The sequence below is a fragment of the Microbacterium sp. NPDC056736 genome (assembly GCF_042790415.1).
Taxonomy (GTDB): Bacteria; Actinomycetota; Actinomycetes; order Actinomycetales; family Microbacteriaceae; genus Microbacterium.
Genome location: NZ_JBHTZE010000010.1, coordinates 1 through 22,602, shown reverse-complemented (window position 1 = coordinate 22,602; position 22,602 = coordinate 1). Strand labels below are relative to the sequence as shown.

At 72.4% G+C, this 22,602-nt stretch carries 19 protein-coding genes; 11 read left to right on the top strand and 8 right to left on the bottom strand.

Annotation, left to right across the window (positions count from 1 at the left end; translation table 11 throughout):
- Nucleotides 1–24 precede the first annotated feature (24 nt).
- Nucleotides 25–1,485 carry an aldehyde dehydrogenase (NADP(+)) gene (locus ACFRAL_RS16450; protein WP_378884968.1) on the top strand — a complete coding sequence of 487 codons (1,461 nt, stop codon included), beginning with the start codon at nt 25–27 and terminating at the stop codon, nt 1,483–1,485.
- Between the two features lie 117 nt (nt 1,486–1,602).
- On the opposite strand, the gene ACFRAL_RS16445 is transcribed toward ACFRAL_RS16450, so the two are convergent.
- Nucleotides 1,603–2,733 (bottom strand): glycerate kinase, encoded by a 1,131-nt coding sequence (locus tag ACFRAL_RS16445; protein ID WP_378884965.1) that lies wholly within the window; start codon nt 2,731–2,733, stop codon nt 1,603–1,605.
- Nucleotides 2,734–2,805: 72 nt separating this feature from the next.
- Between ACFRAL_RS16445 and ACFRAL_RS16440 the strand changes: the two genes are divergently transcribed.
- Nucleotides 2,806–3,507 carry a ThuA domain-containing protein gene (locus tag ACFRAL_RS16440; protein ID WP_378884962.1) on the top strand — a complete coding sequence of 234 codons (702 nt, stop codon included), beginning with the start codon at nt 2,806–2,808 and terminating at the stop codon, nt 3,505–3,507.
- A gap of 206 nt (nt 3,508–3,713) precedes the next feature.
- Nucleotides 3,714–4,694, top strand: a complete 981-nt coding sequence (gene galE / locus ACFRAL_RS16435) for a UDP-glucose 4-epimerase GalE (protein ID WP_378884959.1) — start codon at nt 3,714–3,716, stop codon at nt 4,692–4,694.
- Between the two features lie 224 nt (nt 4,695–4,918).
- Here the strand turns inward: galE and ACFRAL_RS16430 are convergent, their stop codons facing one another.
- Nucleotides 4,919–5,914 carry a LacI family DNA-binding transcriptional regulator gene (locus ACFRAL_RS16430; RefSeq protein ID WP_378884957.1) on the bottom strand — a complete coding sequence of 332 codons (996 nt, stop codon included), beginning with the start codon at nt 5,912–5,914 and terminating at the stop codon, nt 4,919–4,921.
- 122 nt (nt 5,915–6,036) lie between these two features.
- On the opposite strand from ACFRAL_RS16430, the gene galT reads away from it, so the two are divergent.
- The 5 genes from galT to ACFRAL_RS16405 all read left to right on the top strand — a co-directional run bounded on the left by galT (nt 6,037) and on the right by ACFRAL_RS16405 (nt 11,697).
- Nucleotides 6,037–7,221: a galactose-1-phosphate uridylyltransferase gene (gene galT, locus ACFRAL_RS16425; RefSeq protein ID WP_336395047.1), complete on the top strand. Its 1,185-nt coding sequence runs from the start codon at nt 6,037–6,039 to the stop codon at nt 7,219–7,221.
- The gene (gene galK, locus ACFRAL_RS16420; RefSeq protein WP_378884954.1) at nt 7,218–8,408 is read left to right on the top strand and encodes a galactokinase; all 1,191 of its coding nucleotides are present in this window, start codon (nt 7,218–7,220) and stop codon (nt 8,406–8,408) included. The genes galT and galK overlap by 4 nt, the downstream gene beginning before the upstream one ends.
- Nucleotides 8,409–8,603: 195 nt before the next feature.
- On the top strand, nt 8,604–9,446 hold the full coding sequence (locus tag ACFRAL_RS16415) for an alpha/beta hydrolase (protein ID WP_336394528.1): 843 nt from the start codon (nt 8,604–8,606) through the stop codon (nt 9,444–9,446).
- A 122-nt stretch (nt 9,447–9,568) separates the two neighbouring features.
- The gene (locus ACFRAL_RS16410; RefSeq protein ID WP_378884951.1) at nt 9,569–10,201 is read left to right on the top strand and encodes a TetR/AcrR family transcriptional regulator; all 633 of its coding nucleotides are present in this window, start codon (nt 9,569–9,571) and stop codon (nt 10,199–10,201) included.
- A complete protein-coding gene (locus tag ACFRAL_RS16405; RefSeq protein ID WP_378884948.1) occupies nt 10,198–11,697 on the top strand; it encodes a carboxylesterase/lipase family protein in 1,500 nt (499 codons plus the stop codon). The genes ACFRAL_RS16410 and ACFRAL_RS16405 overlap by 4 nt, the downstream gene beginning before the upstream one ends.
- A 12-nt stretch (nt 11,698–11,709) precedes the next feature.
- Here ACFRAL_RS16405 and ACFRAL_RS16400 read toward each other — a convergent pair whose 3' ends face one another.
- The 4 genes from ACFRAL_RS16400 to ACFRAL_RS16385 form a co-directional block, all read right to left on the bottom strand.
- Nucleotides 11,710–12,696, bottom strand: a complete 987-nt coding sequence (locus ACFRAL_RS16400) for an LLM class F420-dependent oxidoreductase (RefSeq protein WP_378884945.1) — start codon at nt 12,694–12,696, stop codon at nt 11,710–11,712.
- Between the two features lie 112 nt (nt 12,697–12,808).
- Nucleotides 12,809–13,723 (bottom strand): DNA-methyltransferase, encoded by a 915-nt coding sequence (locus ACFRAL_RS16395; RefSeq protein ID WP_378884942.1) that lies wholly within the window; start codon nt 13,721–13,723, stop codon nt 12,809–12,811.
- Complete coding sequence (locus ACFRAL_RS16390; RefSeq protein WP_378884939.1) at nt 13,702–14,751, bottom strand: biotin/lipoate A/B protein ligase family protein; 1,050 nt, start codon at nt 14,749–14,751, stop codon at nt 13,702–13,704. The genes ACFRAL_RS16395 and ACFRAL_RS16390 overlap by 22 nt, the downstream gene beginning before the upstream one ends.
- A 29-nt stretch (nt 14,752–14,780) precedes the next feature.
- Nucleotides 14,781–15,632, bottom strand: coding sequence for an alpha/beta hydrolase (locus tag ACFRAL_RS16385; RefSeq protein ID WP_336394523.1), 852 nt, complete (start codon nt 15,630–15,632; stop codon nt 14,781–14,783).
- 116 nt (nt 15,633–15,748) lie between these two features.
- On the opposite strand from ACFRAL_RS16385, the gene ACFRAL_RS16380 reads away from it, so the two are divergent.
- Entirely contained in the window at nt 15,749–16,222 is a 474-nt protein-coding gene (locus ACFRAL_RS16380; RefSeq protein WP_336394522.1) for a MarR family transcriptional regulator, read from the top strand.
- The gene (locus tag ACFRAL_RS16375) at nt 16,219–17,574 is read left to right on the top strand and encodes an MFS transporter (protein ID WP_336394521.1); all 1,356 of its coding nucleotides are present in this window, start codon (nt 16,219–16,221) and stop codon (nt 17,572–17,574) included. The genes ACFRAL_RS16380 and ACFRAL_RS16375 overlap by 4 nt, the downstream gene beginning before the upstream one ends.
- A gap of 27 nt (nt 17,575–17,601) precedes the next feature.
- Here ACFRAL_RS16375 and ACFRAL_RS16370 read toward each other — a convergent pair whose 3' ends face one another.
- Nucleotides 17,602–20,031, bottom strand: a complete 2,430-nt coding sequence (locus tag ACFRAL_RS16370; RefSeq protein ID WP_378884934.1) for a glycoside hydrolase family 2 TIM barrel-domain containing protein — start codon at nt 20,029–20,031, stop codon at nt 17,602–17,604.
- Entirely contained in the window at nt 20,028–20,789 is a 762-nt protein-coding gene (locus tag ACFRAL_RS16365) for a TetR/AcrR family transcriptional regulator (RefSeq protein ID WP_378884931.1), read from the bottom strand. The genes ACFRAL_RS16370 and ACFRAL_RS16365 overlap by 4 nt, the downstream gene beginning before the upstream one ends.
- 196 nt (nt 20,790–20,985) lie before the next feature.
- Between ACFRAL_RS16365 and ACFRAL_RS16360 the strand changes: the two genes are divergently transcribed.
- Nucleotides 20,986–22,515 (top strand): ABC transporter substrate-binding protein, encoded by a 1,530-nt coding sequence (locus ACFRAL_RS16360; RefSeq protein WP_336394518.1) that lies wholly within the window; start codon nt 20,986–20,988, stop codon nt 22,513–22,515.
- The last annotated feature ends 87 nt before the right edge of the window (nt 22,516–22,602 follow it).

The window sequence follows — 22,602 nt, the reverse complement described above, 5'->3', positions numbered from 1 at the left end:
ATGCACCGCACGAAAGGAACCCCGATGACCACCGCCGTCACGACCACCTCCACGACCGCGCTCGACAGCCTGGCCGCCGCGGCGGCCGCAGCCGCTCCGGTGTGGCGCGCGGCGGATGCCGCGACCCGCGCGTCCTGGCTCCGCGCCGCCGCTGACGCGCTCGATGTCCACGTCGACGAGCTGGTCGCGATCGCCGACGAGGAGACCCGGCTCGGCGCGACGCGCCTGCGCGGCGAGGTCGGCCGCACCACCGGGCAGCTGCGCCTGTTCGCGAGCGTCGTCGAGGAGGGCTCGTACCTCGAGCTGACCGTCGACGACGCCGACCCGGCCGCCGTGCCGCCGCGCCCGGAGCTGCGGCGCATGCTGGTCGGGGTGGGACCGGTGGCGGTGTTCTCGGCGTCGAACTTCCCGTTCGCGTTCTCGGTCGCCGGTGGCGACACCGCGTCCGCGCTGGCCTCCGGCAACCCCGTCATCGTCAAGGCGCACTCCGGACACCCGCGGCTCTCGCGGCGCACCGCCGAGATCGTCGCGGCCGCCCTCATCGCCGCGGGTGCGCCCGAAGGCTCGCTCGCTCTCGTCGAAGGCCGCGAGGCCGGCAACGCACTGGTGCAGCATCCGGTCATCCAAGCCGCAGGGTTCACCGGATCGCTCGGCGGCGGACGCGCGCTCTTCGACCTCGCCGCCGGACGCCCCGACCCCATCCCGTTCTACGGCGAGCTGGGATCGGTGAACCCGGTGGTCATCACCGAAGCGGCGATCGCAGAGCGTGGCGAGACGCTCGCGCAGGGCCTGGTGGGCTCGTTCACGCTCGGCGTCGGCCAGTTCTGCACCAAGCCGGGCGTCGTGTTCGTCCCGGAGGGCGCCGGCTTCGAGGACCTGGTGGCGGGCTTCGCCACCGGCGCCTCCGGCGGACCCCTGCTCACCGATCGCATCACCGAGGCCTTCCCGTCGGGCATCGAGCACCTCGAGTCCGACCCGTCCGTGGCGGTCGTCGCCGAGGGCCGGCCCGCAGAGCCGGGGTCTGCGCGCCCGATCGTGCTGTCGACGGATGCCGCGGCCGTCGCCGCTCGCCCCGAGACGCTGCTCGAGGAGTGCTTCGGACCGGTCACGCTCCTCGTGCGCTACTCCTCGGCCGCCGACCTGCGCGCTGCGCTGGAGGCGGTTCCCGGATCGCTCACGGCGACGCTGCACTCGCAGGCGTCCGACGAGGTGGCCGAGGTGCTCGAAGTGCTCACCCGCAAGGCCGGACGCGTGCTGTTCTCCGGCTGGCCCACCGGTGTCGCCGTGACCTGGTCGCAGCAGCACGGCGGCCCGTGGCCGGCGACGACGTCGCTGCACACGTCCGTGGGGGCGACGGCGATCCGCCGGTTCCTGCGGCCTGTGGTTTTCCAGGACGCCCCGGACGCGCTCCTCCCCGAGGTGCTGCGGGATGAGGCCCTCGCCACGCTGCCGCACCGCCGCAACGGCGCTCTGCTCGTGCCCTGAACCTCGCTGCAACCGACGCCCCTCCAGGGCATACACCGCGTTCGCGACGAGACACCGCGCCAGGCCCGGGTGTCTCGTCGCGGACGCGGTGTTCACGCGCGACGTCGGCCGGGAGCGTCAGGTGAGGGAACCTGCCAGCGTTGCGCCGGCTCGCTCGAGCCAGTGCGCGGCGTCGGCCATCGCCGCCTCCCCCGACCCAGCGAGGTCGGTCAGCGAGGCGGTGGCGGCGAACCCCGAGACGTCTGCGTCCGCGGCGATGCGCCCCGCGACCAGCGCGACCGGCGCACCGACGGCGCGGGCGACCGCGGCCACGTGGGCGGGCACCTTTCCGGCGGCGGACTGCCCGTCGTAGGACCCCTCGCCGGTGACGACGACGGATGCCGCGGCCACCGCCGCATCGAGTCCCACGAGCTCCGCGACGGCGGCCGAGCCGGGCACGAGCTCCGCGCCCCAGGCCAGCAGGCCGAACCCGGTGCCGCCGGCGGCACCGGCGCCCGGCGTCTCGGGATCGGTGGTCGCGAAGGCGTCCAGCCCGGCGAGCCGCGAGAGCGCGGCGTCGAGCCCGGCGACGTCGTCGGGGCTCGCGCCCTTCTGCGGGCCGAACACCGCCGCCGCGCCGCGGGCACCCAGCAGCGGGTTCGTCACGTCGCTGAGCACGGTCACACCGTGCGGCGGAAGCGGCGCGAGCCCCGACAGGTCGGCCGACGACGCCGTGGCGAGCCCGCGCGCGCCGTCGGCGATCGGCGCGCCCGAGGCATCCGTGATCCGCGCGCCGAGCACTGCGAGCAGGCCGGCACCGCCGTCGGTGGACGAGCTCGACCCGATGCCGAGCACGAGCCGCGACACGCCGTGGGCCAGCGCGGCGGCGATCCCCTCGCCGAAGCCTCGTGTGTGCGCGTCGAACGGTCGCAGCCGTGGCGGCGTCCCGAGCAGCTCGATGCCGCTGGTGTTCGCGAGCTCGACCACGCCGGTTCCGTTCGGAGCGTCCGCGCTCGGCGGGAGCAGGACCCAGGATGCCTCGACAGGCGTCCCCTCGGGCCCCGTCACCGTCACCGGCATCCGGCGCGCGCCCGGCACGGCGGCGGCGAACGCGTCGACGGTGCCCTCTCCGCCGTCGGCCATCGGCATGAGCCGCACCCGATCGTGGGGTCGCTCGCGTCGCCAGCCCGCCCCGAGGGCGTCGGCGGCTGCCGCTGCGCCGATGGTCCCCTTGAACGAATCGGGGGCGATCACGACGGTGTGGGTCATGCGGCCATTCTCCTCGCGCGGCGATGCGTTGCACCGGCGGGTACCGGTTCGGAAAGCGTTATCCTGCTGATCATGGTATCCATGGACCCGTCGCAGGCCCAGCCCGCGTCCCCGCGCGCCGTCATCGCCACCGGCACCGGCCGCTACGGCGATCCGTGGCATCCGTTCTCCGAGACCTCGGCGCGCATCGCCGCGCTGCTGCGTGACGACGGGTGGGACGTCACCGTGGACGACGACGTCGATCACGCGCTCGCGCACCTGGACGGCTTCGATCTGCTGGTCGTCAACGCCGGCGACCCGTGGCGGAACGGCGACACCGAGCTCGAGCACCACGCCGACCCGGCCGCCGACGCCGGTCTCACCACTGCGATCGCGCGTGGCATCGGGATCATCGCGGTGCATGCCGCGCTCTCGACGCTTCGCGACCACCCGGCGTGGCGCCGCGCGATCGGCGGGGAGTGGGAGCCGGGACGCTCGTGGCACCCGCCGATCGCCGACGCGCACGTGCGGATCGTCGACGCCGGTCACCCGATCACCGATCGGATGCCGGGCATCGACGTCTTCGACGAGCGCTACAGCGACCTCGCGGTCGACGACGGCGCCCGCGTGCTGGCCGAGCACGACGTGGACGGCACCGCCCACCCGGCGGTGTGGATCCGCGAAGACCCCACGCGGGCGGTCGTGTCGTCGCTCGGCCACGACGCGCGGGCCTACGACTCCCCCGAGCACGTGCGGCTGCTGCAGCGCGCCGCGCGCTGGGCCGCTCGCGCCTGAGCCGCGGCGCGGCGCACGGCGCACCGCGCGGCGCGCACAGAATCGGAGGATGTGGCCGACACGCCGGAGACGGATGCCGCAGCCCGGCGTGCCGCCCTGGTTCTCCGATTCTGTGCCCGGGCGCGAGCCCCGTGGCCGTGGGCATCCGGCCGGAGCGGGCACAATGGAGGACGGCGCCGCTCGGCGACCCCGACCCCCGGAGTGACATGACCTGGCTCGTGACCGGAGGCGCCGGCTATATCGGCGCCCACATCGTCCGCGCTCTCGGCGACGCGGGCCTCGCGCCCGTCGTCGTCGACGACCTCTCGAGCGGCCACGCCGAGTTCGTGCCTGACGGCGTGCCCTTCGTGCAGGGTTCGATCCTCGACCGGGAACTCGTCGAACGCGCGCTGCGCGACCACGGCGCCCAGGGCGTGATCCATCTGGCGGGGTTCAAGTACGCGGGCGTCTCCGTCCAGCGGCCGCTGCACACCTATGCCCAGAACGTCGAGGGCACCCGGGTGCTCCTCGAGGCGATGCAGGTCGCCGACGTCGCGAACCTGGTGTTCTCGTCCTCCGCGGCGGTGTACGGCACCCCCGACGTGCCGCTGGTCACCGAGGATCTGCCCAAGCGGCCCGCGTCGCCGTACGGCGAGTCCAAGCTGATCGGCGAGTGGCTCATCCGCGACCAGGCCGTCGCGACCGCCGAGTCGAAGCATCCGCTCCGCCACACCGCGCTCCGCTACTTCAACGTTGTCGGCTCCGGCGATCCCGCCGTGTACGACACCAGCCCGCACAATCTGTTCCCGCTGGTGTTCGAGGCGCTCCTCGAGGGACGCACGCCCCGCATCTACGGCGACGACTACGACACCCCCGACGGCACCAACGTGCGCGACTACGTGCACGTCGCCGACATCGCCGCCGCCCACGTCGCCGCCGCGCAGCGGCTGCTCACGGGCGCGCCGATCGAGCCCGCGTACAACCTCGGGTCGCAGAACGGCCTGAGCGTCCGCGAGATCATGGACGCCATGGCGCGCGTCACGGGCATCGACTTCACGCCCGAGGTCGCGCCGCGCCGCCCGGGCGACCCCGATCGGATCGTGGCGACGGGCGAGCTCGCCGCGCGGGACCTCGACTGGAAGAACCGCTACACCGTCGACGAGATGGTGCAGAGCGGCTGGGAGGCCCGCCGGGCCGCCCACGGCTGACGCCCGCCCCCATCCCGCGGATCCGGTATTCGGACTTCCGCACGCTTTCCGGACCCGCGGGCACCGAAGCCTCCGGAAACCCTCGCGAAGTCCGAAATCCGGAGCCGCGCCACCCGCGACCCGGAGCCGCGCGACCCGCAACCCGAAAGCGGCGCCACCCGCAGCCCGAAAGCGGCGCCACCCGCCACGCGAAAGCGGCGCCTCCCACGACCCGGACCCGCCCCTCAGCGGGCGGGGGGCGCGGTGCTGGCGCGCACGACGAGGCGCGTCGGCACGGTCACGAAGGCCGCGGCCGCGCCGGCCTCGATGCCGTCGACGAGCGCGGCCACCGCGAGCGAGCCGAGCGCGTCGAAGTCCTGGTGCACCGTGGTGAGCGGCGGGCGGTAGTCGGCGGCATCCGCCACGTCGTCGAACCCGACCACGCTGACGTCCCCCGGCACGGCACGCCCCGCGTCGGCGAAGGCCCGCAGCAGCCCGAGCGACATCTGGTCGTTCGCGGCGAAGACGGCGGTCGCGCCGGCATCGACGAGAGCGGATGCCGCAGCCGACCCCGACGCGGACGTCCAGTCGCCGCGCACGACCGGGGGCACCGCCGCGCCCGCCTGCACGAGCGCCTCGCGCCAGCCGCGCTCCCGCTCGGCCGCGGCGAACGAGCCCGCCGGTCCGGCGAGATGGTGCACCGTCCGGTGCCCGAGGTCCAGGAGGTGCCGGACGGCCTGGCCCGCACCGCCGGCGTGATCTGTCTCGACGACACCGAAGCGGTCGTCGCGCGGCGAGTCGACCACCACGAGCTGCAGCCCCGCCGCGCGCAGGTCCGCCTCCCGCACGCGCTCGGTGGCCTCGTTCAGCACGATCGCGCCGTCCACGGCCTGGTCGACGAGCCGCCCGAACGCGGCGGCGACGTCGCCCTCGGCGCCGAGCGTGACGACCGTGAGGGCGTAGCCGCGGGCGGCCGCGGCATCCGCCACCGCCTGAAGCATGCGGGAGTTGCCCACTGACGCGAGCGTCGACACGACCAGGCCGATCGTCTGCGTGCGGCCGGTGCGCAGCGCCCGGGCGGCACGGTGCGGGCGGTAGCCCAGCTCGGCCATCGCCGCCTCGATGCGCGCGCGCGTCTCGGGGTCGACGCGAGGGCTGGCGTTGACGACGCGCGACACGGTCTGCCCCGACACGCCGGCGCGGGCGGCGACGTCCGCCATCGAGACGCGTCTCGTCGTCATCCTCGAACTCCTCGCTCCCCGGCCCGTGCGCTCGCCACCGCAGCGCGAATCCCGAAACCGTGTTGACGCTAACATAGCGCTATAGCTAGCATGTTGACGTGAACACACCGGACTTGGACCCCATGGTCGCCGCCTCGACGGCAGAGCTGGCCGTGCAGGCGCTGAGCGCCGGCGTCGTCAAGCGCGCAACGCGACTGGCCGACGGCCGGGAGCTCATCTACTACGACGACCCGGGCACGACCCTCGGGGCCGAGCGCGCCGTCGACGCACGTGAGCTCGCACCGCGGCCCGAGACCGCGACGATGCGGCGCGACGTGTTGACCGGCGACTGGGTCTCGATCGCCGCGGCGCGCCAGAACCGTGCGTTCCTGCCTCCCGCTCACCTGGACCCGCTCGCTCCGCAGACGCCGACGAACCCGTCCGAGATCCCGTCCAGCTACGACGTCGCCGTCTTCGAGAACAAGTCGCCATCGTTCGGGCCCGCCCTGGCGGTCGCGCACGGCGACGCGCCGGCAGGCGTCGACGCGCCCCGCGACCTCGACGACCTCGTCGCCCCCGGGCTCGGCCGCACGCGCACGAGCGTGGGACGCTGCGAGGTCGTGTGCTTCAGCCCCGAGCACGCCGGATCGTTCGGCTCGCTCACGGCGACACGGGCGCGCACCGTCATCGAGGCGTGGGCCGACCGGACCGCGGCCCTGTCGGCGCTTCCCGGCATCGAGCAGGTCTTCCCGTTCGAGAACCGCGGCGAGGCGATCGGCGTCACGCTCCCCCACCCGCACGGGCAGATCTACGCGTACCCCTACATCACGCCCCGCACGACGAGCCTGCTCGCGTCGATCGATCGCGAGGGCCCCGACCTGTTCGAGCGCATCCTCGCCTTCGAGCGTGCGGGCGAGCGCGTGATCCTCGAGGGCGAGCACTGGACGGCGTTCGTGCCGTTCGCCGCGCGCTGGCCGATCGAGATCCATCTGCTGCCGCACCGTCACGTCGCGGACTTCGCCGAGACGACGGATGCCGAGCGCGACGAGCTCGCGCCCCTCTATCTGCGGCTGCTCCGCGGCGTCGACGCCCTGTACGACTCGGCGACGCCGTACATCGCCGCCTGGCACCAGGCGCCCGTGCACCGTGGCCGCGACACCGCCCGACTGCACCTGCAGCTGACGTCGCCGCGTCGCGCCGCGGACAAGCTCAAGTTCCTCGCCGGTTCCGAGGCCGCCATGGGCGCCTGGATCGGCGACATCCCGCCCGAGACGGCCGCCGCAAGGCTGCGCGAAGCCGTCGCCGCCGTCCCCGAGGAGACCCCGTGAGCGCCACCGACACCCGCACCGCCGACGCCGCGATCGCCCTGTTCGCCGAGCGCTTCGCCGCCGATCCGACGGGGACGTGGTCTGCTCCGGGCCGCGTGAACCTGATCGGCGAGCACACCGACTACAACGACGGGTTCGTGCTGCCCTTCGCGATCCAGCACCGGACGCACGTCGCGCTGGGCCTCCGCGACGACCATCGCATCCGTGTCGTCTCGACCTTCGACGGCAGCGCCGTCGAAGCGGGCCTCGCCGAGCTGCACACGCTGTTCCCCGAACGGCGCGACGAGGTCCCCGAGTGGGCGCGCTACCCGCTGGGCGTCGCGTGGGCGCTGCTCGCGGCATCCGGAATCGATCCGTCCCGCGTGCCGGGCGTCGACCTCGCCTTCGCGTCCGACGTGCCGGTCGGCGCCGGCCTCTCGTCATCGGCCGCGATCGAGGGAGCGACCGCCGTCGCCCTGGCCGAGACCTGGGCCGTCGACCTCGACCGCGTCGCCCTCGCCAAGGTCGGCCGCCGCGCCGAGAACGAGGCCGTGGGGGCGCCCACCGGGATCATGGATCAGATGGCGTCGCTGCTCGGCCGTGCCGACGCCGCGATCTTCCTGGACTGCCGCTCGCTCGAGGCGCAGATCATCGACCTCGGCTTCGCGGACGCGGGGCTCGAGCTGGTCGTGATCGACACCGGCGTGAAGCACTCCCACGCCACGGGGGGTTACGGCGAGCGCCGCGCGGCGTGCGAGCGGGGCGCGGCCGCGCTGGGCGTTCCGGCGCTGCGCGACGTCACTCCCGCCGACCTGCCGCGCCTCGCCGGTCTCGTCGACGACGTGACCCTCCGCCGCGTGCGCCACGTCGTGACCGAGAACCAGCGCGTGCTCGACACCGTCCGAACGCTCCGCGAGCAGGGGCCGACCGCGATCGGCGACCTGCTGGTGGCGTCGCACGCGTCGATGCGCGACGACTTCGAGATCTCGGTTCCCGAGCTCGACACCGCAGTCGAGGCGGCGCTGTCGGCCGGCGCGGTCGGCGCGCGCATGACCGGCGGCGGCTTCGGCGGTGCGGCGATCGCCCTGGTCGCCCGCGATCGGGTGCAGGCCGTGACGGATGCCGCCACCGCCGCCTTCGCGTCCGCCGGCTTCGCCGCCCCCACGATCTTCACCGTGGCCCCGTCCGCCGGCGCCGCCCGCGACTGACTCGCCCCCACAGCCTCATGCTTCACTTGCGCTGAACGTACGCCGATGCCGCGTGGACGCGTGCATCCAGCGCAGGTGAACACCGGGGGAAGGGGCGCCGGCCAGCCGGCGCAAGACCTGGCGGGAATGGATCGGGGACGCTTAGCGTCGAACCTGGTGCGCGGGCATCCGGTCCGCGCGTGTAAGGGAGCGATCGTGGCGTACATCACCGTCGGAACCGAGAACTCGGTCGACATCGACATCTACTACACCGATCAGGGACCGGCCGATGCGCAGCCGGTCGTGCTGATCCACGGGTTCCCGCTCAACGGCGAGTCGTGGGGCAAGCAGCAGGCGGCGCTCCTGGACGCCGGCTACCGCGTCATCGCCTACGACCGACGCGGCTTCGGCGCGTCGACCAAGGCCGGGTCGGGCTACGACTACGACACGTTCGCGTCCGACCTGCACGCCCTCGTCGAGGACCTCGACCTCCGCGACGCGGTCCTGGTGGGCTTCTCGATGGGCACCGGCGAGATCGCACGCTACCTGTCGCGGTACGGCAGCGGCCGCGTGGCGAAGGCGGCCTTCCTCGGGTCGCTCGAGCCGTACCTGCTGAAGACCGACGACAACCCGGGCGGCGCCGGCCCCCAGGAGTTCTTCGACGGCATCGCGCAGTCGGTGCGCGAGGACCGCTACGCGTTCATCGCCGGGTTCTACAAGGACTTCTACAACCTCGACGACAACCTCGGCACCCGCATCTCGCAGGAGGCTCTCGACGCGAGCGTCCAGGTCGCGAGCTACGCGGGGAACGCCGCGATCGCCGCGGCGCCGCTGACGTGGCCGACCGACTTCCGCGGCGACATCGGATCGATCGACGTGCCGGCGCTCATCCTCCACGGCACGGCCGACAACATCCTGCCGATCGACGTGACCGCCCGGCGCTTCAAGGAGCTCCTCCCCGACGCGACCTACGTCGAGCTCGAAGGCGCGCCGCACGGCCTGCTGTGGACGCACGGCGCCGAGGTGAACGAGGCGCTGCTCGCCTTCCTGAAGAGCTGACGACGACGGATGCCTCGGCCCTCGGTCCCCGCGACCGCCCGGGCCGAGGCATCCGACCCGGCAGCCGGTCCTTGACGAGCCCCGCCGGAGAAATCGAGCACCGCTCGGGTTTACTGTGAGCTATGGCAGAGAACGGCACGGGGCGGCGGGGCTCCTACGCCAAGGGGGTGGCCAAGCGCGAGGAGATCCTCACGCGCGCGCTGGAGGTCATCGCCCGTGAGGGGTACCGAGGCGCGTCGGTGAAAGAGCTGGCGGATGCCGTCGGCCTCAGCCAGGCGGGACTCCTCCACTACTTCGAGGGCAAGGAGGAGCTGTTCACCGAGATCCTCCGCAAGCGCGACGAACGGGACTCGGCCGACATGGGGCTCGACGCCGCGACGGCCTCACCGGAGGCCGCACCGGCCGACCTCCGCGAGCTCCGGGACGGGTACGTCGGGATCGTCCGTCACAACGCCGAGGTCCCGGGGCTCGTGCAGCTCTTCGCGCGGCTGTCGGTCGACGCCGCCGATCCGGAGCATCCCGCCCACCGGTTCTTCGTGGCGCGCGGCGAGACCCTGCGCGGCTACTTCGCCGCAGCGATCGCCGCCGGGCAGGAGTCGGGCGAGATCACGGACCGGATCGACCCCGCGACGCTCGCGAGGATCTTCCAGGCCGTCGCCGACGGACTGCAGCTGCAGTGGATGCAGCAGCCCGACGTCGACATGGCCGCAACGATCGACGCCCTGTTCGAACTGCTCACCACGGAGAAGCGATGACCGACACCACCACGACCATCCGGTACGCCGAGGCACGCACGACGACCGGACGGGTCCGCGGCGCCTGGCGCGGCGAGCCCGGCGCCGGCGGGTCGGCGGCGTTCCTCGGCATCCCGTTCGCCAAGGCTCCCGTCGGGGACCTCCGGTTCGCCGCTCCCGTGCCGGTCGACCCGTGGGAGGGGGTTCGCGACGCCCTCGAGTTCGGCGCGACCGCGCAGCGCGGCGACACCGGGATCACGCTCATCCCCGAGCCGTCGGTGCCGGGCGAGTCGACGCTCAACGTCAACGTCTTCACGCCGGCACCCGGAGCGACCGGGACGCCGCTGCCGGTGCTCGTGTGGATCCACGGGGGCGGCTACGTCTCCGGCTCACCCGCGAGTCCCTGGTACGACGGCCGCGCCTTCAACCGCGACGGCGTCGTCACCGTGACGATCTCGTACCGCCTCGGCTTCGACGGATTCGGCCGCATCGACGGCGCCCCGTCCAATCGAGGCGTGCGCGACTGGCTCGCGGCGCTGCAGTGGGTGCAGGACGACATCGCGAACTTCGGGGGCGACCCCTCGCGTGTGACGATCGCCGGCCAGTCCGCCGGCGGAGGCGCGGTGCTGCGGCTGCTCGCGCTGCCGGCCGCCCAGCACCTTTTCCACTCGGCGTGGGCGCTGTCCGCCGCCCTGGCGGACGTGCCGCCTGACCGCGCCGAGGCCGCCTCGGCCCGGCTCGCGGCGCTCGCGGGCGTCGCCCCGACGCGCGACGGCTTCGCCTCGGCGCCGGAGGCGACGCTGCACGGGCTGCAGTCGAAGGCGAGCCGGGCCCCCTCGCGCGACCGCCTCGCCGGCGTCCGCGCCATGCTGGACGACGGGCTCTCGTGGGGCCCCGCCGTCGACGGAGACCTCGTGCCGCAGCCGACGGTCGCCGCGCTGCGGGACGGCGTCGGCGCCGACAAGCCGCTCGTGCTGGGTTCGACGGACGACGAGTTCACGATGGTCCTGGACGGGGCGGCGCGCGCGCTGCGCCTGGTCCCGGCCGGTCTCGCGCTCTCGAGGCTGGGCGTGCCGCGCGATCGCCGCCGCGATTACCTCGCCGACAACGCGGCGCAGCGGCGCAAGGGCACGGCCGCCGTGCTCGGCCGCTATGTCACCGACGCGATCTTCCGCTCCACGGTGGCGAGGGTCGCCGAGGCGCGGGGCGCAGCGCCCACCTGGGTGTATCGCTTCTCGTGGCCCTCCCCGACGAAGCGGTGGGCCCTGCACTGCCTCGACGTGCCGTTCTGGTTCGACTGCCTCGACGAGCCCGGCGTCGCCGCGATCGCGGGAGACGCGCCCCCGCGGCGGATCGCCGCCGCACTCCACGGCGCCGCGGTGGCGCTGGTGCGCGGCGACGACCCCGGCTGGCCGGCCTGGTCGAGCACGCCGGGGACGACGCGCGTCTTCGGCGGCGAGGCATCCGCCTCCGACGTCATCGGCGACGGCTACCGCAGCGTCCGCGCGCTCGTCTGAACGAAGCGTCGATCAGCGCAGCGCCGGAACGACCTCGCGCTCGAACAGCTCCATGCCCGACACGTCGTAGGCCGCCTCGGGGAAGTAGTGGATCGCATAGGCGATGCCGTGCCGCTCGCGCTCGGCGAGCTGCTCGACGACCTGCTCCACCGAGCCGAACCCGGGCGACGCGAGGTACTCGTGCTCGATGTGGTCGGCCCGCTCCTGCCCGACGTGCGGGAGCAGCCGCTCCTTGACGACGGCGAGCCGCTCGCGGGCCTCACCCTCGGTCGCCCCGACGATCGTGTTGAAGTTCGAGCTGCGCGTGATCTCGGAGAAGTCGCGTCCCAGCGCGTCGCAGTGTTCACGCAGCACGGCGCTCTTGCGGTCGATGTCCTCGAGCGATCCCGAGAAGTTCGTGTACGACGCGTACTTCGCAGCGATCTTGAGCGTGACCTTCTCGCCGCCGCCGGCGATCCAGAACGGGATGCCGCCGTCCTGCAGCGGCAGCGGCTGCACGATCGCGCCGTCGACCTGGTAGTGCCGGCCGTCGAGCGTCGCCCGGCCGGTGGTCCACGCCTGCTGCATGATGTCGACGCCTTCGCGGAGCATCCGCAGCCGCTCGGGGACCGGCGGGAACCCGTAGCCGTACGCGTTCCACTCGTGCTCGTACCAGCCGCCGCCGATGCCCATCTCGGTGCGGCCGCCCGACACGATGTCGACCGTCGCGGCGACCTTCGCGAGATACGCGGGGTTGCGGTAGCCCATGCACGTGCACATCTGGCCGAGACGGATGCGGCTGGTCGAGGCCGCGAAGGCGGCCATCAGCGTCCACGCCTCGTGCGTCGCCTCGTCCGAGTGCACCGGGGTCGTGTGGAAGTGGTCGTACACCCACAGCGACTCCCACGGGCCTGCATCCGCGCGCTGCGCGAGGCCGTTCATCACCTCCCAGTGGGCGGAGGGGTCGATGCCCACGAGATCGAATCGCCAGCCTTGGGGGATGAAGGTTCCGAAGCGCATGGCTCCCACCCTAGAGCGGGTGACGGATGCCGCCCCCCGGCGCCGCGGAGGCTCGACGACCGCCTCGCGGAGGGGTATATTCCGCCGGTCGCCCGGCCCGCCGGCCGCCCGGTCAGTCCGCGACCACGCGGGCGCGCGGCATCCGCTGTCGCATGACCGCGATCGCCTCGGGGTTGTGGTCCACGAGCACCGCGTCGCGGCCGAGTGACGACGCGACGGCGCCGGTGGTGCCGCTCCCCGCGAAGAAGTCGAGCACACGGTCGCCGGGGCGCGAGGACGCCTGCACGATGCGGCGCAGGATGCCCTCGGGCTTCTGGGTGGGATACCCGGTCTTCTCACGCCCGGTCGTCGGCACGATCGTGTGCCACCAGACGTCGGTGGGCAGCTTGCCCCGCTCGGCCTTCTCCGCCGTCACGAGCCCCGGCGCCATGTAGGGCTCGCGGTCGACGGCGTCGGAGTCGAACCAGTACGCCCGCGGATCCTTCACGTACACCAGGATCGTGTCGTGCTTGGTCGGCCAGCGCTTGCGCGTCTTGGCGCCGAAGTCGTACGCCCAGATGAGCTCGTTGAGGAACCGCTCCCGCCCCACGAGGGCGTCCATGAGCACCTTGGCGTAGTGAGCCTCGCGGTAGTCGAGGTGGAGGTAGAGGGTGCCGTCCTCGGTGAGAAGCCGCCACGCCTCGAGCAGTCGCGGCTCGAGGAAGCCCCAGTAGTCGTCGAACCGGTCGTCGTAGGCGCGAAGGTCGCCGCGGATCCGCTCGTACTCGCGCCCGTGGAACCCGCGTCGCACGATCCCGGCGGGTTCCGCCGCCTGCTCGACGGGGGACGGATGCCGCGTCCGCGCCGTCTCGACGGCCCGCTCCTGCGTGCGGCCGGTGTTGAACGGCGGGTCGAGGTAGATGAGCGTGAAGGAGGCGTCGGCGAAGCCGCGGACGACGTCGAGGTTGTCGCCCTCGTGGATCTCGACGGCCCCCTCGGCGGGCGCGGGGGCCGGCCCGTCGTCGGTCACGGCACCCGGCGCAGCCACGCGTCGGTGGCGAACTTGGACTCCACGAGCGCCTCCGCCTCGGCGTACTCGTCCTCGGCGATGCGCCCGGGCACGGCGCCGTAGAGCTTCGTGAACGTCTGCTCGAGCTTGGCGATGATCGCCTCGCGCGGCAGCCCGGTCTGGCGACGCAGCGGATCGACGCGCTTCGCGGCCGAGGTCGTGCCCTTGTCGCTCAGCTTCTCGCGCCCGATGCGGAGCACCTCGGTCATCATCTGGCCGTCCATGTCGTAGCTGAGCGTCGCGTGGTGCAGCACTCCCCCGTTCGCCAGTCGCTTCTGCGCGGCGCCGCCGATCTTGCCCTGCGGCGAGGCGATGTCGTTGAGCGGCTGGTAGGTGGCGTCGACGCCCAGGGCGCGCAGCCCCTGCAGCACCCAGTCGTCGAGGAACGCGTACGAGTCCGCGAAGGTGAGACCGGCGACGAGCGATGCCGGGACGTAGAGCGAGTACGTGATGATCGAGTTCGCGCCCATGAGCATGGCGCCCCCGCCCGAGATGCGGCGCACGACGTCGAAGCCGTGGCGCGCGGCACCCTCGGGATCCACCTCGTTGCGCAGCGACTGGAACGACCCGATGACCACGGCGTTCTCGTTCCACTCCCAGATGCGCAGCGTCGGGCGCCGCCGGCCGTCGCCGACCCGGGCGGTGAGCACTTCGTCGAGCGCCAGGTTCATGCGCGGCGAGACCGGGCGCTCGTGCACGATCTCCCAGTCGAAGTCCCGCCAGCCGGGCGCGGTGACCAAGGCCCGGCGCACCGCCGTGCCCACCGCCTCGGGCGTGAAGCCGAGCAGCTGGGCGCCCTCGGGGAGCGCGGAGCGCACGGCCGCGGCGATCGCGGCGACGTCCGCCTCGACCGGGAGGCCGTTGACCGCCGCGTCGATGTCGTCGAGCGCGTCGTCCGGCTCGAGGAAGAAGTCGCCCGCGAGGTGGAAGTCCGCGATGCGGCCATCGCGCTCCTCGAGGTCGACGACGACGAGCTTCCCGCCGGGCACCTTGTATTCGCCGTGCATCCGCTCAGCCTATTGCCGAGCCGGGGCGATCAGCCCTTCGCCGGGAACCGCCGGTCGAGCCACGCGAGGAGATCGGCGCGCACATCCTTCTGCATGACCTCGTTGAAGATCTCGTGGCGGGCGCCGGGGTAGACGAGGGTCGTGACGTCGGTGAACCCCGAGCGCGTCCGGTACGCGTCGGCGAGCCGGTGGACGCTGCGCGGGCCGCCGACCCGGTCGTCGCGACCCACCATGAGCAGGGTGGGCAGGTCGCGCGGCGAGTCGCGCAGCGGAAGACCGTACATCCGGAGGGAGTCCGGGATCCCGATGAGCTTGAGCGGGTCCTCGCTGGTGGTCAAGGGGTCGTCCAGGAACGCTCGCCCCACGGCGAGATCGCTCGAGAGCCACTCCGTGCCCATCGCACCGGGCCCGTCCCACGGTTTGTTGAGCGCGGTCGTGCGGATCCAGCGCGGCATCCGCAGGGCCGAGCCGGTGAGGACGAGACCGTCATACGCGTCGGGGTGGGCGTTGACCAGCATCTGCGCGAGGATCGATCCGCCCGAATGCCCCAGCAGCACGAGCGGCAGCTCCTGATTCTCGGCGCGGATGTGCTCGGTGAACTGCCACATGGCGGCCAGTGCGGCGCGCAGGCCCCCGGGACCCAGGTGGCCGAGCCGAGAGGCATCGCCACCGTGCTGCGCCATTCCGGTGCGGCCGTGGCCGCGGTGGTCGGCCGCGTAGACGGTGCAGCCCTGTCCGGTGAGTGCCTCGATGAGGGCGGCGTACCTCCCGGCGTGCTCACCGATGCCGTGCAGGAGCTGCACGACAGCCCGCGGCTCGGTCTTCGCCGGGTGGACATCGAAGAAGATCGTGATGCCGTGGGCATCGATGAACTCGGGCATGCGCAGGAGTCTATGCGGACGGATGCCGCCGCCCGCCGCATGCGGTGCGCGCCGGGGCGCGGCATCCGCTTTCCGACTTTGTTTAGCAAGACTAATGAGCTAAGCTAACTAACCGTATGAGCAGCGACGAGACCACCACGACAGCGACCGGCCCGAGCGCCGTCGACCAGCCGGACCTCTCCCCTGCCGCCTCCCGCCTCCGGATCGCGATCTTCCGTCTCGCGCGGCGCATGCGCACGCAGCGCGCCGTCGACTCGATGAGCGACGGCCAGTTCGCCGTCCTCGCCGCCCTCAAGGTGCACGGTCCCCACACGCTCGGCGAGCTCGCCGAGCGGGAGCGGGTCTCGGCTCCCTCGATGAACCGCACCGTCAACTGCCTCCAGGAGTCGGGCTACATCGTGCGCGGCGCCGACGAGCGGGACGGCCGCAAGGTCGTCATCTCGCTCACGCCCGAGGGCGAGGCGGTCGTCGAAGAGACCGCGCGCCGCCGCGACGCGTGGGTCGAGGCATCCCTCGCCCAGCTCACCGCGCGCGAGCGCGAGACGCTCGAGGCCGCCGCCGAGATCATGCAGCGGATGGTCGATCGATGAGCGCGATGTTCCGGTCCTTCTCCGCCTTCAACTACCGCGTCTGGTTCATCGGCGCGCTGGTGTCGAACATCGGCGCGTGGATGCAGGCGACGGCCATCAGCTGGGTCGTGCTCACCGAGCTCACCGACAACGACGCCGCCGCGATGGGCGTCACGATGGCGCTGCAGTTCGCGCCGCCGCTGCTGCTGGTCGGCGTGACGGGCCTCGTCGCGGACCGGTTCGACCGCCGCCGGCTCCTGCTGGTGACGCAGAGCCTGCTGCTGATCCTCGGACTCGGCATCGGCGCGCTGATCTTCGCCGGCGTCATGAACCTGCTGATCATGTACGCATTCGCCCTCGCCCTCGGCGTCGTGGCCGCGTTCGACAACCCGGCGCGCCAGGCGTTCGTGTCGGACCTCGTGGCACGCGAGAACGCCTCCAACGCCGTCGCGCTGAACGCCGCGTCGTTCAACGGCGCCCGCATGATCGGCCCGGCCGTCGCCGGCATCGTCATCGTGGCGGTCGGAACCGGGTGGGTGTTCGTCGCCAACGCCGTCACCTTCCTCGCGATGCTCGCCGCGCTCGTGCTCATCCGCACCCACGAGCTCATCCCGCGCGTGAAGGCGCCCCAGTCGTCGCGGCTCGCCGACGGCTTCCGCTACGTGGCCGGGCGACCCGACCTGATCGTCACCTTCGCGATGGTGTTCCTCATCGGCGCGTTCGGCATGAACTTCCCGATCCTGGCCTCGACGATGGCGGTCGAGTTCGGCAAGGAGGCCGACGGCTTCGGACTGCTGAGCTCGATCCTCGCCATCGGCTCGGTCGCCGGAGCCCTCATGGCGGCACGGCGCGATCGCGCGCGGCTGCGGGTGCTCATCGCCGGCACGGCGATGTTCGGATTCGCCGCCCTCGTGTCAGCCTTCATGCCCTCGTACTGGCTGTATGCCGTCACGCTCATGTTCACCGGCTTCGCCGTGGTGACGATGATGACGACCGCCAACGGCTACGTGCAGACCACGACCGATCCCGTGCTGCGCGGCCGGGTGCTGGCCCTGTACATGGCGATCCTCATGGGCGGCACGCCGATCGGCGCACCCATCGTCGGATGGGTGGCGGCGGAGTGGGGTCCGCGCGTGGCGATCCTCCTCGGCGCGGCAGCGGCCTTCGTGGCTTTCGCGATCGGTGCGACCTGGCTCTTCGTCTCGGGCCGGCTCCACCGCCACGAGCACAGGCGGTTCCGCCTGACGCTCGACGAGACGCGCCCCCTCTCGGTCATCGCTCCCGAGGAGTTCAGCGACGAGGTCGCCGGCACCACCCCGATCCGCGTCGTGCCCGAGGACAAGGGCGACGTGCGCGTCCGCCGCGCGAGCTGACGTCGCCGCGCGGCACCGCGGTCCGCGTCAGGAGACGGTGAGGGTGACGGATGCCGCGGCCAGGCCGTCGGCCGCCACCGTCACCGTCGCCCGTCCCGGCCCCGTCGCCCGCACGATCGCGAGCGCCCGCCCGTCGTGCGTCGTGACGGCGGGGCCCGCGAAGGACTCCTCGGTGCGGATGCGCCCGGTGCCGAGGCCGACGAGCTCGGCATCGCCCTCGACCGTCACGGTGACCGCGCGATCGGCGTCGCACGCGACGACCCCGTTCGCATCGGCGAGGAGGATCCGGACGAAGCCGAGGCCGTCCGTCGTGATCTCGTCGCGCTCGGCCATCGCCACGAGGGCGGTGTCCGCCGCGGTGCGCAGCGTCGTGCGGCCGACCTCGCGACCGCCGGAGCGCGCGACGGCGACCAGCTCGCCCGGCCGGTACTCCGTCTCGAAGCGCGCACGGAACGACTTCTCGGCGCCGACCGGCGCCACGCCCAGCGAGACGCCGTCGAGCTGCAGCTCGACCTCCTCCGCGGGCGCGTAGACGTCGACGGTGACCGGGGCGCCGGGCGCGGCATCCCACGTCCATGACGACACCGAGTCGTCCCACGACCACGGCGTGGTCGCCGTGGGCCGGCCGTGGTGCCGGGGCGGATGCACCGCCAGGTACGGCTCGGTGCGCAGCCCGAAGACGATCTCGCGGTAGTACGAGGCGGGGCGGCGGTGGCCGGTGATGTCGAGGTCGCCGCAGCCGGCGAGCAGATGCGGGAACGGTCCGGCGGTCCCGGTCGGCTGATAGCCGGGCTCATCGGTGTAGTCGACGCGGCCGATGCCGGCCTCCCCCAGGTAGTCCCACCCCGTCCAGGTGAAGTCGCCGATGACGTGCGGCAGGCGCTGGACCAGCTCCCACATCTTCTCGATCCGCGAGGGGAAGGTCTCGGAGCCCACGATGACCCGGTTCGGGAACAGCTCGGCATCCAGCTCGTAGCGGGACTCCGCGTAGTTGAACCCCACGACGTCGAGCACCGACGCCGACTCCTCGGTCGACGCCGTCACGAGCTCCGACGCGTTGGCGCGGGCCATCACGTCGCCCATCGTCGCCATCATGGTGTTCGGATCGGTGGGCTCTCCCTCGCCCTCCGGCCCGGCATCGGCCTCCCGCATGCGGTCGAGGTTGGCGATGATGCCGTTGATGCCGTTGGTGACCAGACGGGTGTCGTCGCGCTCGCGGATCCGCTCGGCCAGGCGCCTGCTCCACGCCGACCCGGCGGGCGACGCGAGCTCGAGGATCTCGTTGCCGATCGAGTACATGATGACGCTCGGGTGGTTGAGGTCCTTCGCGACGAGGGCGTCGACGTCGCGCCGCCATCGCTCGGCGAACCCCGGCGCGGCGTCGAAGGCCACCTTCGACCGTGTCCAGGTGTCGGTGAGCTCGTCCATGACGAACACGCCGTGCCGGTCGCACGCGTCCAGCATCGCGCGGCTCATCGGGTTGTGCGCGCTGCGCAGGGCGTTGAAGCCCGCCTCCTTGAGGAGCCGCACCCGCCGGTCCTCCGCGTCGGCGAAGGTGGCGGCGCCGAGCGGCCCGCCGTCGTGGTGGACGCAGGCGCCCCGGAGCGTCACGGGCTCGCCGTTGATCCGCAGGCCGCGCCGCGCGTCCACTTGGAGGCGACGGATGCCGAAGCTCGCGGCATCCGTGTCCAGCTCGGTTCCGTCCTCGGCCGTGAGGGCGGTGCGCACCCGGTGCAGCGCGGGCGACGCCTCGCTCCAGAGCGCCGGCGCCTCGACCGCGAGGCGGAGCCGTGCGACGGCCTCGCTCCCGGGGAGCACGGTCACGGGCGCTGACCCGGTCGCGACCTGCGCGCCGTCGGGTCCCGCGACCGTCCACGTGAGCCGCAGCGTGCGCGTGTGGCGCGAGCCGTTCCGCACGGTCGTCGCCACGTTCACGATCGCACGGTCGGCGTCGATGTCGGGGGTCGTGACGACGGTGCCGTCGAGCGGGATGTGCACCGGATCGGCGACGACGAGGTGCACGGGACGATAGATGCCCGCGCCGGAGTACCATCGGCTGTCGCGGTGCGCGCGGGCTTCGACGGTGATGCGGTTCGCCTCCCCGTGGCGCAGATACGGGTCCAGCACCGCCTCGAAGGCGTTGTAGCCGTTCGGCTCGTGCACGACCGCGTCGCCGTTGACGAAGACGACCGCGTCACGGTAGACACCCTCGAACTCGAGCCGCACCGTCTTGTCGCGCCACGAAGCGGGTACGTCGATCGTCTTCGCGTACTCGAACACCCCGCCCTGCACGTAGCCGGTGTGCACGCCCTGGTCGCTGCCGGAGGACCGCGGCAGGTCGCGCACGGCGTCGTGCGGCAGCCGGACGGGCCGCGGGACCGACTCGGGCGTGGGCGCCTCGAAGGCACCGAGCTTGGGACCGACGGTCCAGCCCTCGAGGAACGGCTGCCGGATCACGCGCCGACCTCGCGGGAGCCGTCGGCCTCCGCGGGTCCCGGGTCCGCCCCGGCGCCGTCCGCGGGTTCAGCGCCGCCCGATCTCGCATCGAGCACCGCTTCGATCCCCGCGAGGTCGTAGCCGCTGATCATGCCGCGGAAGAACTCCGCCAGCGCCTCGGCCATGTCCGTCGACGACGGGTCGAGGAGCCATTGCACCTGGAGGCCGTCCATGAGCGCGATCGTCGCGACCGCCGCACGTCGCGGGTCGACCCCCGGCAGCAGCCGATCGGCGGAGGCGATGCGCGCGAAGGCGCGGGTGGTGCTCTCCCGCACGTATTCGTATCGCTGCACGAAGTACCCGTGGGCGGGATGATCGGACGACGTCGCCTCTGCCGAAAGCGTGCAGTAGAGCTCGACGACCCCCGGGATGGACGCATTGTGCCGCGCGAGCGCGACGAGGCCGCGCAGGGCCTCGACGCCGTCGGGCACGTCGAAGTCGACGAGTTCGCGCGCCAGGTCGTCTCGGTGGTCGAGCACCGCCTGAAGCAGTGCGCTCTTGCTTCGGAAGTGGTGAAGCAGCCCGGCCTCGCTCATGCCCACGCGCTCGGCGACCTCCCGCAGGGATCCGGCTCGATATCCGGATTCGGCGAACACCTCGAGGGCTGCATCCAGGATCGCCGTCCGCGTCGCCGCCGACTTCGCATACTCGCCGCGCGGCTTGCGCGTCCGCGTGGGAGCGGTCCCCTTCCGCGCTGCGGCGGAGGTGGTCTCGGTCATCGTCTCACCGTATCCCCGGGTCGTCTCGCGCACCTACATCGGTGGCCGCCGGGTTCCTTCCCCTCCGTTCTATAACGAAATTCGAGCGCACGCTAGATTTTTGCGTCAAAAACCTAGCGTTGACTAGGAATTGGTGTTAGCGTCTCCCGCCAGAAGGCGATCCGCAGGGGCATCGCCACCTATGAAGGGACCAAGGATGTTCCGTTGGAAGGCCACAGCAGCCACCATCGCGATCGCCGCTCTCGCCCTCACCGGCTGCGCCGGTGCCGGGGACGACGGGTCGGGCGCAGGCGAATCCGGCCGGGCAGACCGGCTCACGCTCACCGCGATCATCGGGCCCACGAGCTACGACATCGGCCAGGGCGCCGAATACGGCAACCGCAGCCCGTTCTTCCAGGCGGTGTTCGACACGCTGCTGCAGAAGAACGCCGCCGGTGAGATCGAGCCGTGGCTCGCCACCGAGTGGGAGTACAACGACGACAACACCGTGCTGACCCTGACCCTGCGCGACGACGTCGAGTTCACCGACGGCACGCCGCTGGACGCCGACGCCGTCGTCGCCAGCCTCGAGCGCTTCCGCGACGGCACCGCCCCGCAGGCCGCCACCCTCGCCGGCAAGGAGTTCGCCGCGGTCGACCCGACGACCGTCACCATCACGCAGCCCACGCCCGACCCCTCGCTCGTGAACCTGCTGTCGATCGCCCCGGGCCTCATCCAGGCGCCGTCGACGTTCGACGACCCGGACTCCGCCACCGAGCCGGTCGGCTCCGGCCCCTACATCCTCGACACCGCGGCGACGGTCACCGGCACCACGTACGTGTACACCGCCAACCCGGACTACTGGAACCCCGACGCCGTCAAGTACGACAACCTCACGATCAACGTCATCGAGGACCCGACGGCGACGCTGAACGCGCTCAAGGCGGGCGAGGCGAACGGCGCGAAGATCGTCAACAACGACACGATCCCCGAGATCGAGGCATCCGGCTGGACGATCGAGTCCAACGAGCTCGACTTCCAGGGCCTCCTGCTCTTCGACCGCGCCGGAACCATGGCCCCCGAGCTGGCCGACGTGCGGGTGCGCCAGGCCATCAACATGGCGTTCGACCGCGAGGCGCTGCTCGACGCTCTGCAGGCCGGCTACGGCACGGTGACCGAGCAGGTCTTCCCCGAGACGTCCGTCGGCTACGACGAGGCGCTCGACAGCACCTACGGATACGACCCCGAGGCCGCCAAGGAGCTGCTCGCCGAGGCCGGCTACCCCGACGGCTTCACGCTCGACATGATGTCCACGCCGGCTTTCCAGACGACGTTCGACCTCGTGGCGCAGCAGCTCGCCGACATCGGGATCACGGTGAACTACACCGACCCCGGCACCGGCAACTTCATCACCGACATGCTCGCGCCGAAGTACCCGGCGACATGGATGGCGCTGGAGCAGAACCCCGACTGGCAGCTGATCAACTTCATGATCGCCCCCCAGGCGACCTTCAACCCGTTCCGCTCGCAGGACCCGCAGGTCGACGAGTACATCGCCACCATCCAGATGGGCGGCGACGACGCCGAGCAGGCCACGAAGGACCTCAACGCGTACATCGTCGAGCAGGCCTGGTTCGCGCCGTTCTTCCGGGTCCAGGGGACCTACGCGGTGGACGCGAACACGAACCTCGAGTTCTGGCCCACCAATGCCTACCCGTCGATCTTCGGGTTCTCGCCGAAGAGCTGAAGCCTCGCCCCGCCCCCCCGGGCCACCGCGGGCGGGGGGGCACCCCCCACCCGCAAAACAAAAGCTTTGAATAAAACAACCGCGCCA

Coding starts and splice junctions, on each gene's coding strand:
- ACFRAL_RS16450 (WP_378884968.1), top strand. CDS start 25: ATGACCACCGCCGTCACGACCACCTCCACGACCGCGCTCGACAGCCTG.
- ACFRAL_RS16445 (WP_378884965.1), bottom strand. CDS start 2,733: ATGACCCACACCGTCGTGATCGCCCCCGATTCGTTCAAGGGGACCATC.
- ACFRAL_RS16440 (WP_378884962.1), top strand. CDS start 2,806: ATGGTATCCATGGACCCGTCGCAGGCCCAGCCCGCGTCCCCGCGCGCC.
- galE (WP_378884959.1), top strand. CDS start 3,714: ATGACCTGGCTCGTGACCGGAGGCGCCGGCTATATCGGCGCCCACATC.
- ACFRAL_RS16430 (WP_378884957.1), bottom strand. CDS start 5,914: ATGACGACGAGACGCGTCTCGATGGCGGACGTCGCCGCCCGCGCCGGC.
- galT (WP_336395047.1), top strand. CDS start 6,037: ATGGTCGCCGCCTCGACGGCAGAGCTGGCCGTGCAGGCGCTGAGCGCC.
- ACFRAL_RS16410 (WP_378884951.1), top strand. CDS start 9,569: ATGGCAGAGAACGGCACGGGGCGGCGGGGCTCCTACGCCAAGGGGGTG.
- ACFRAL_RS16405 (WP_378884948.1), top strand. CDS start 10,198: ATGACCGACACCACCACGACCATCCGGTACGCCGAGGCACGCACGACG.
- ACFRAL_RS16400 (WP_378884945.1), bottom strand. CDS start 12,696: ATGCGCTTCGGAACCTTCATCCCCCAAGGCTGGCGATTCGATCTCGTG.
- ACFRAL_RS16390 (WP_378884939.1), bottom strand. CDS start 14,751: ATGCACGGCGAATACAAGGTGCCCGGCGGGAAGCTCGTCGTCGTCGAC.
- ACFRAL_RS16385 (WP_336394523.1), bottom strand. CDS start 15,632: ATGCCCGAGTTCATCGATGCCCACGGCATCACGATCTTCTTCGATGTC.
- ACFRAL_RS16380 (WP_336394522.1), top strand. CDS start 15,749: ATGAGCAGCGACGAGACCACCACGACAGCGACCGGCCCGAGCGCCGTC.
- ACFRAL_RS16375 (WP_336394521.1), top strand. CDS start 16,219: ATGAGCGCGATGTTCCGGTCCTTCTCCGCCTTCAACTACCGCGTCTGG.
- ACFRAL_RS16365 (WP_378884931.1), bottom strand. CDS start 20,789: ATGACCGAGACCACCTCCGCCGCAGCGCGGAAGGGGACCGCTCCCACG.
- ACFRAL_RS16360 (WP_336394518.1), top strand. CDS start 20,986: ATGTTCCGTTGGAAGGCCACAGCAGCCACCATCGCGATCGCCGCTCTC.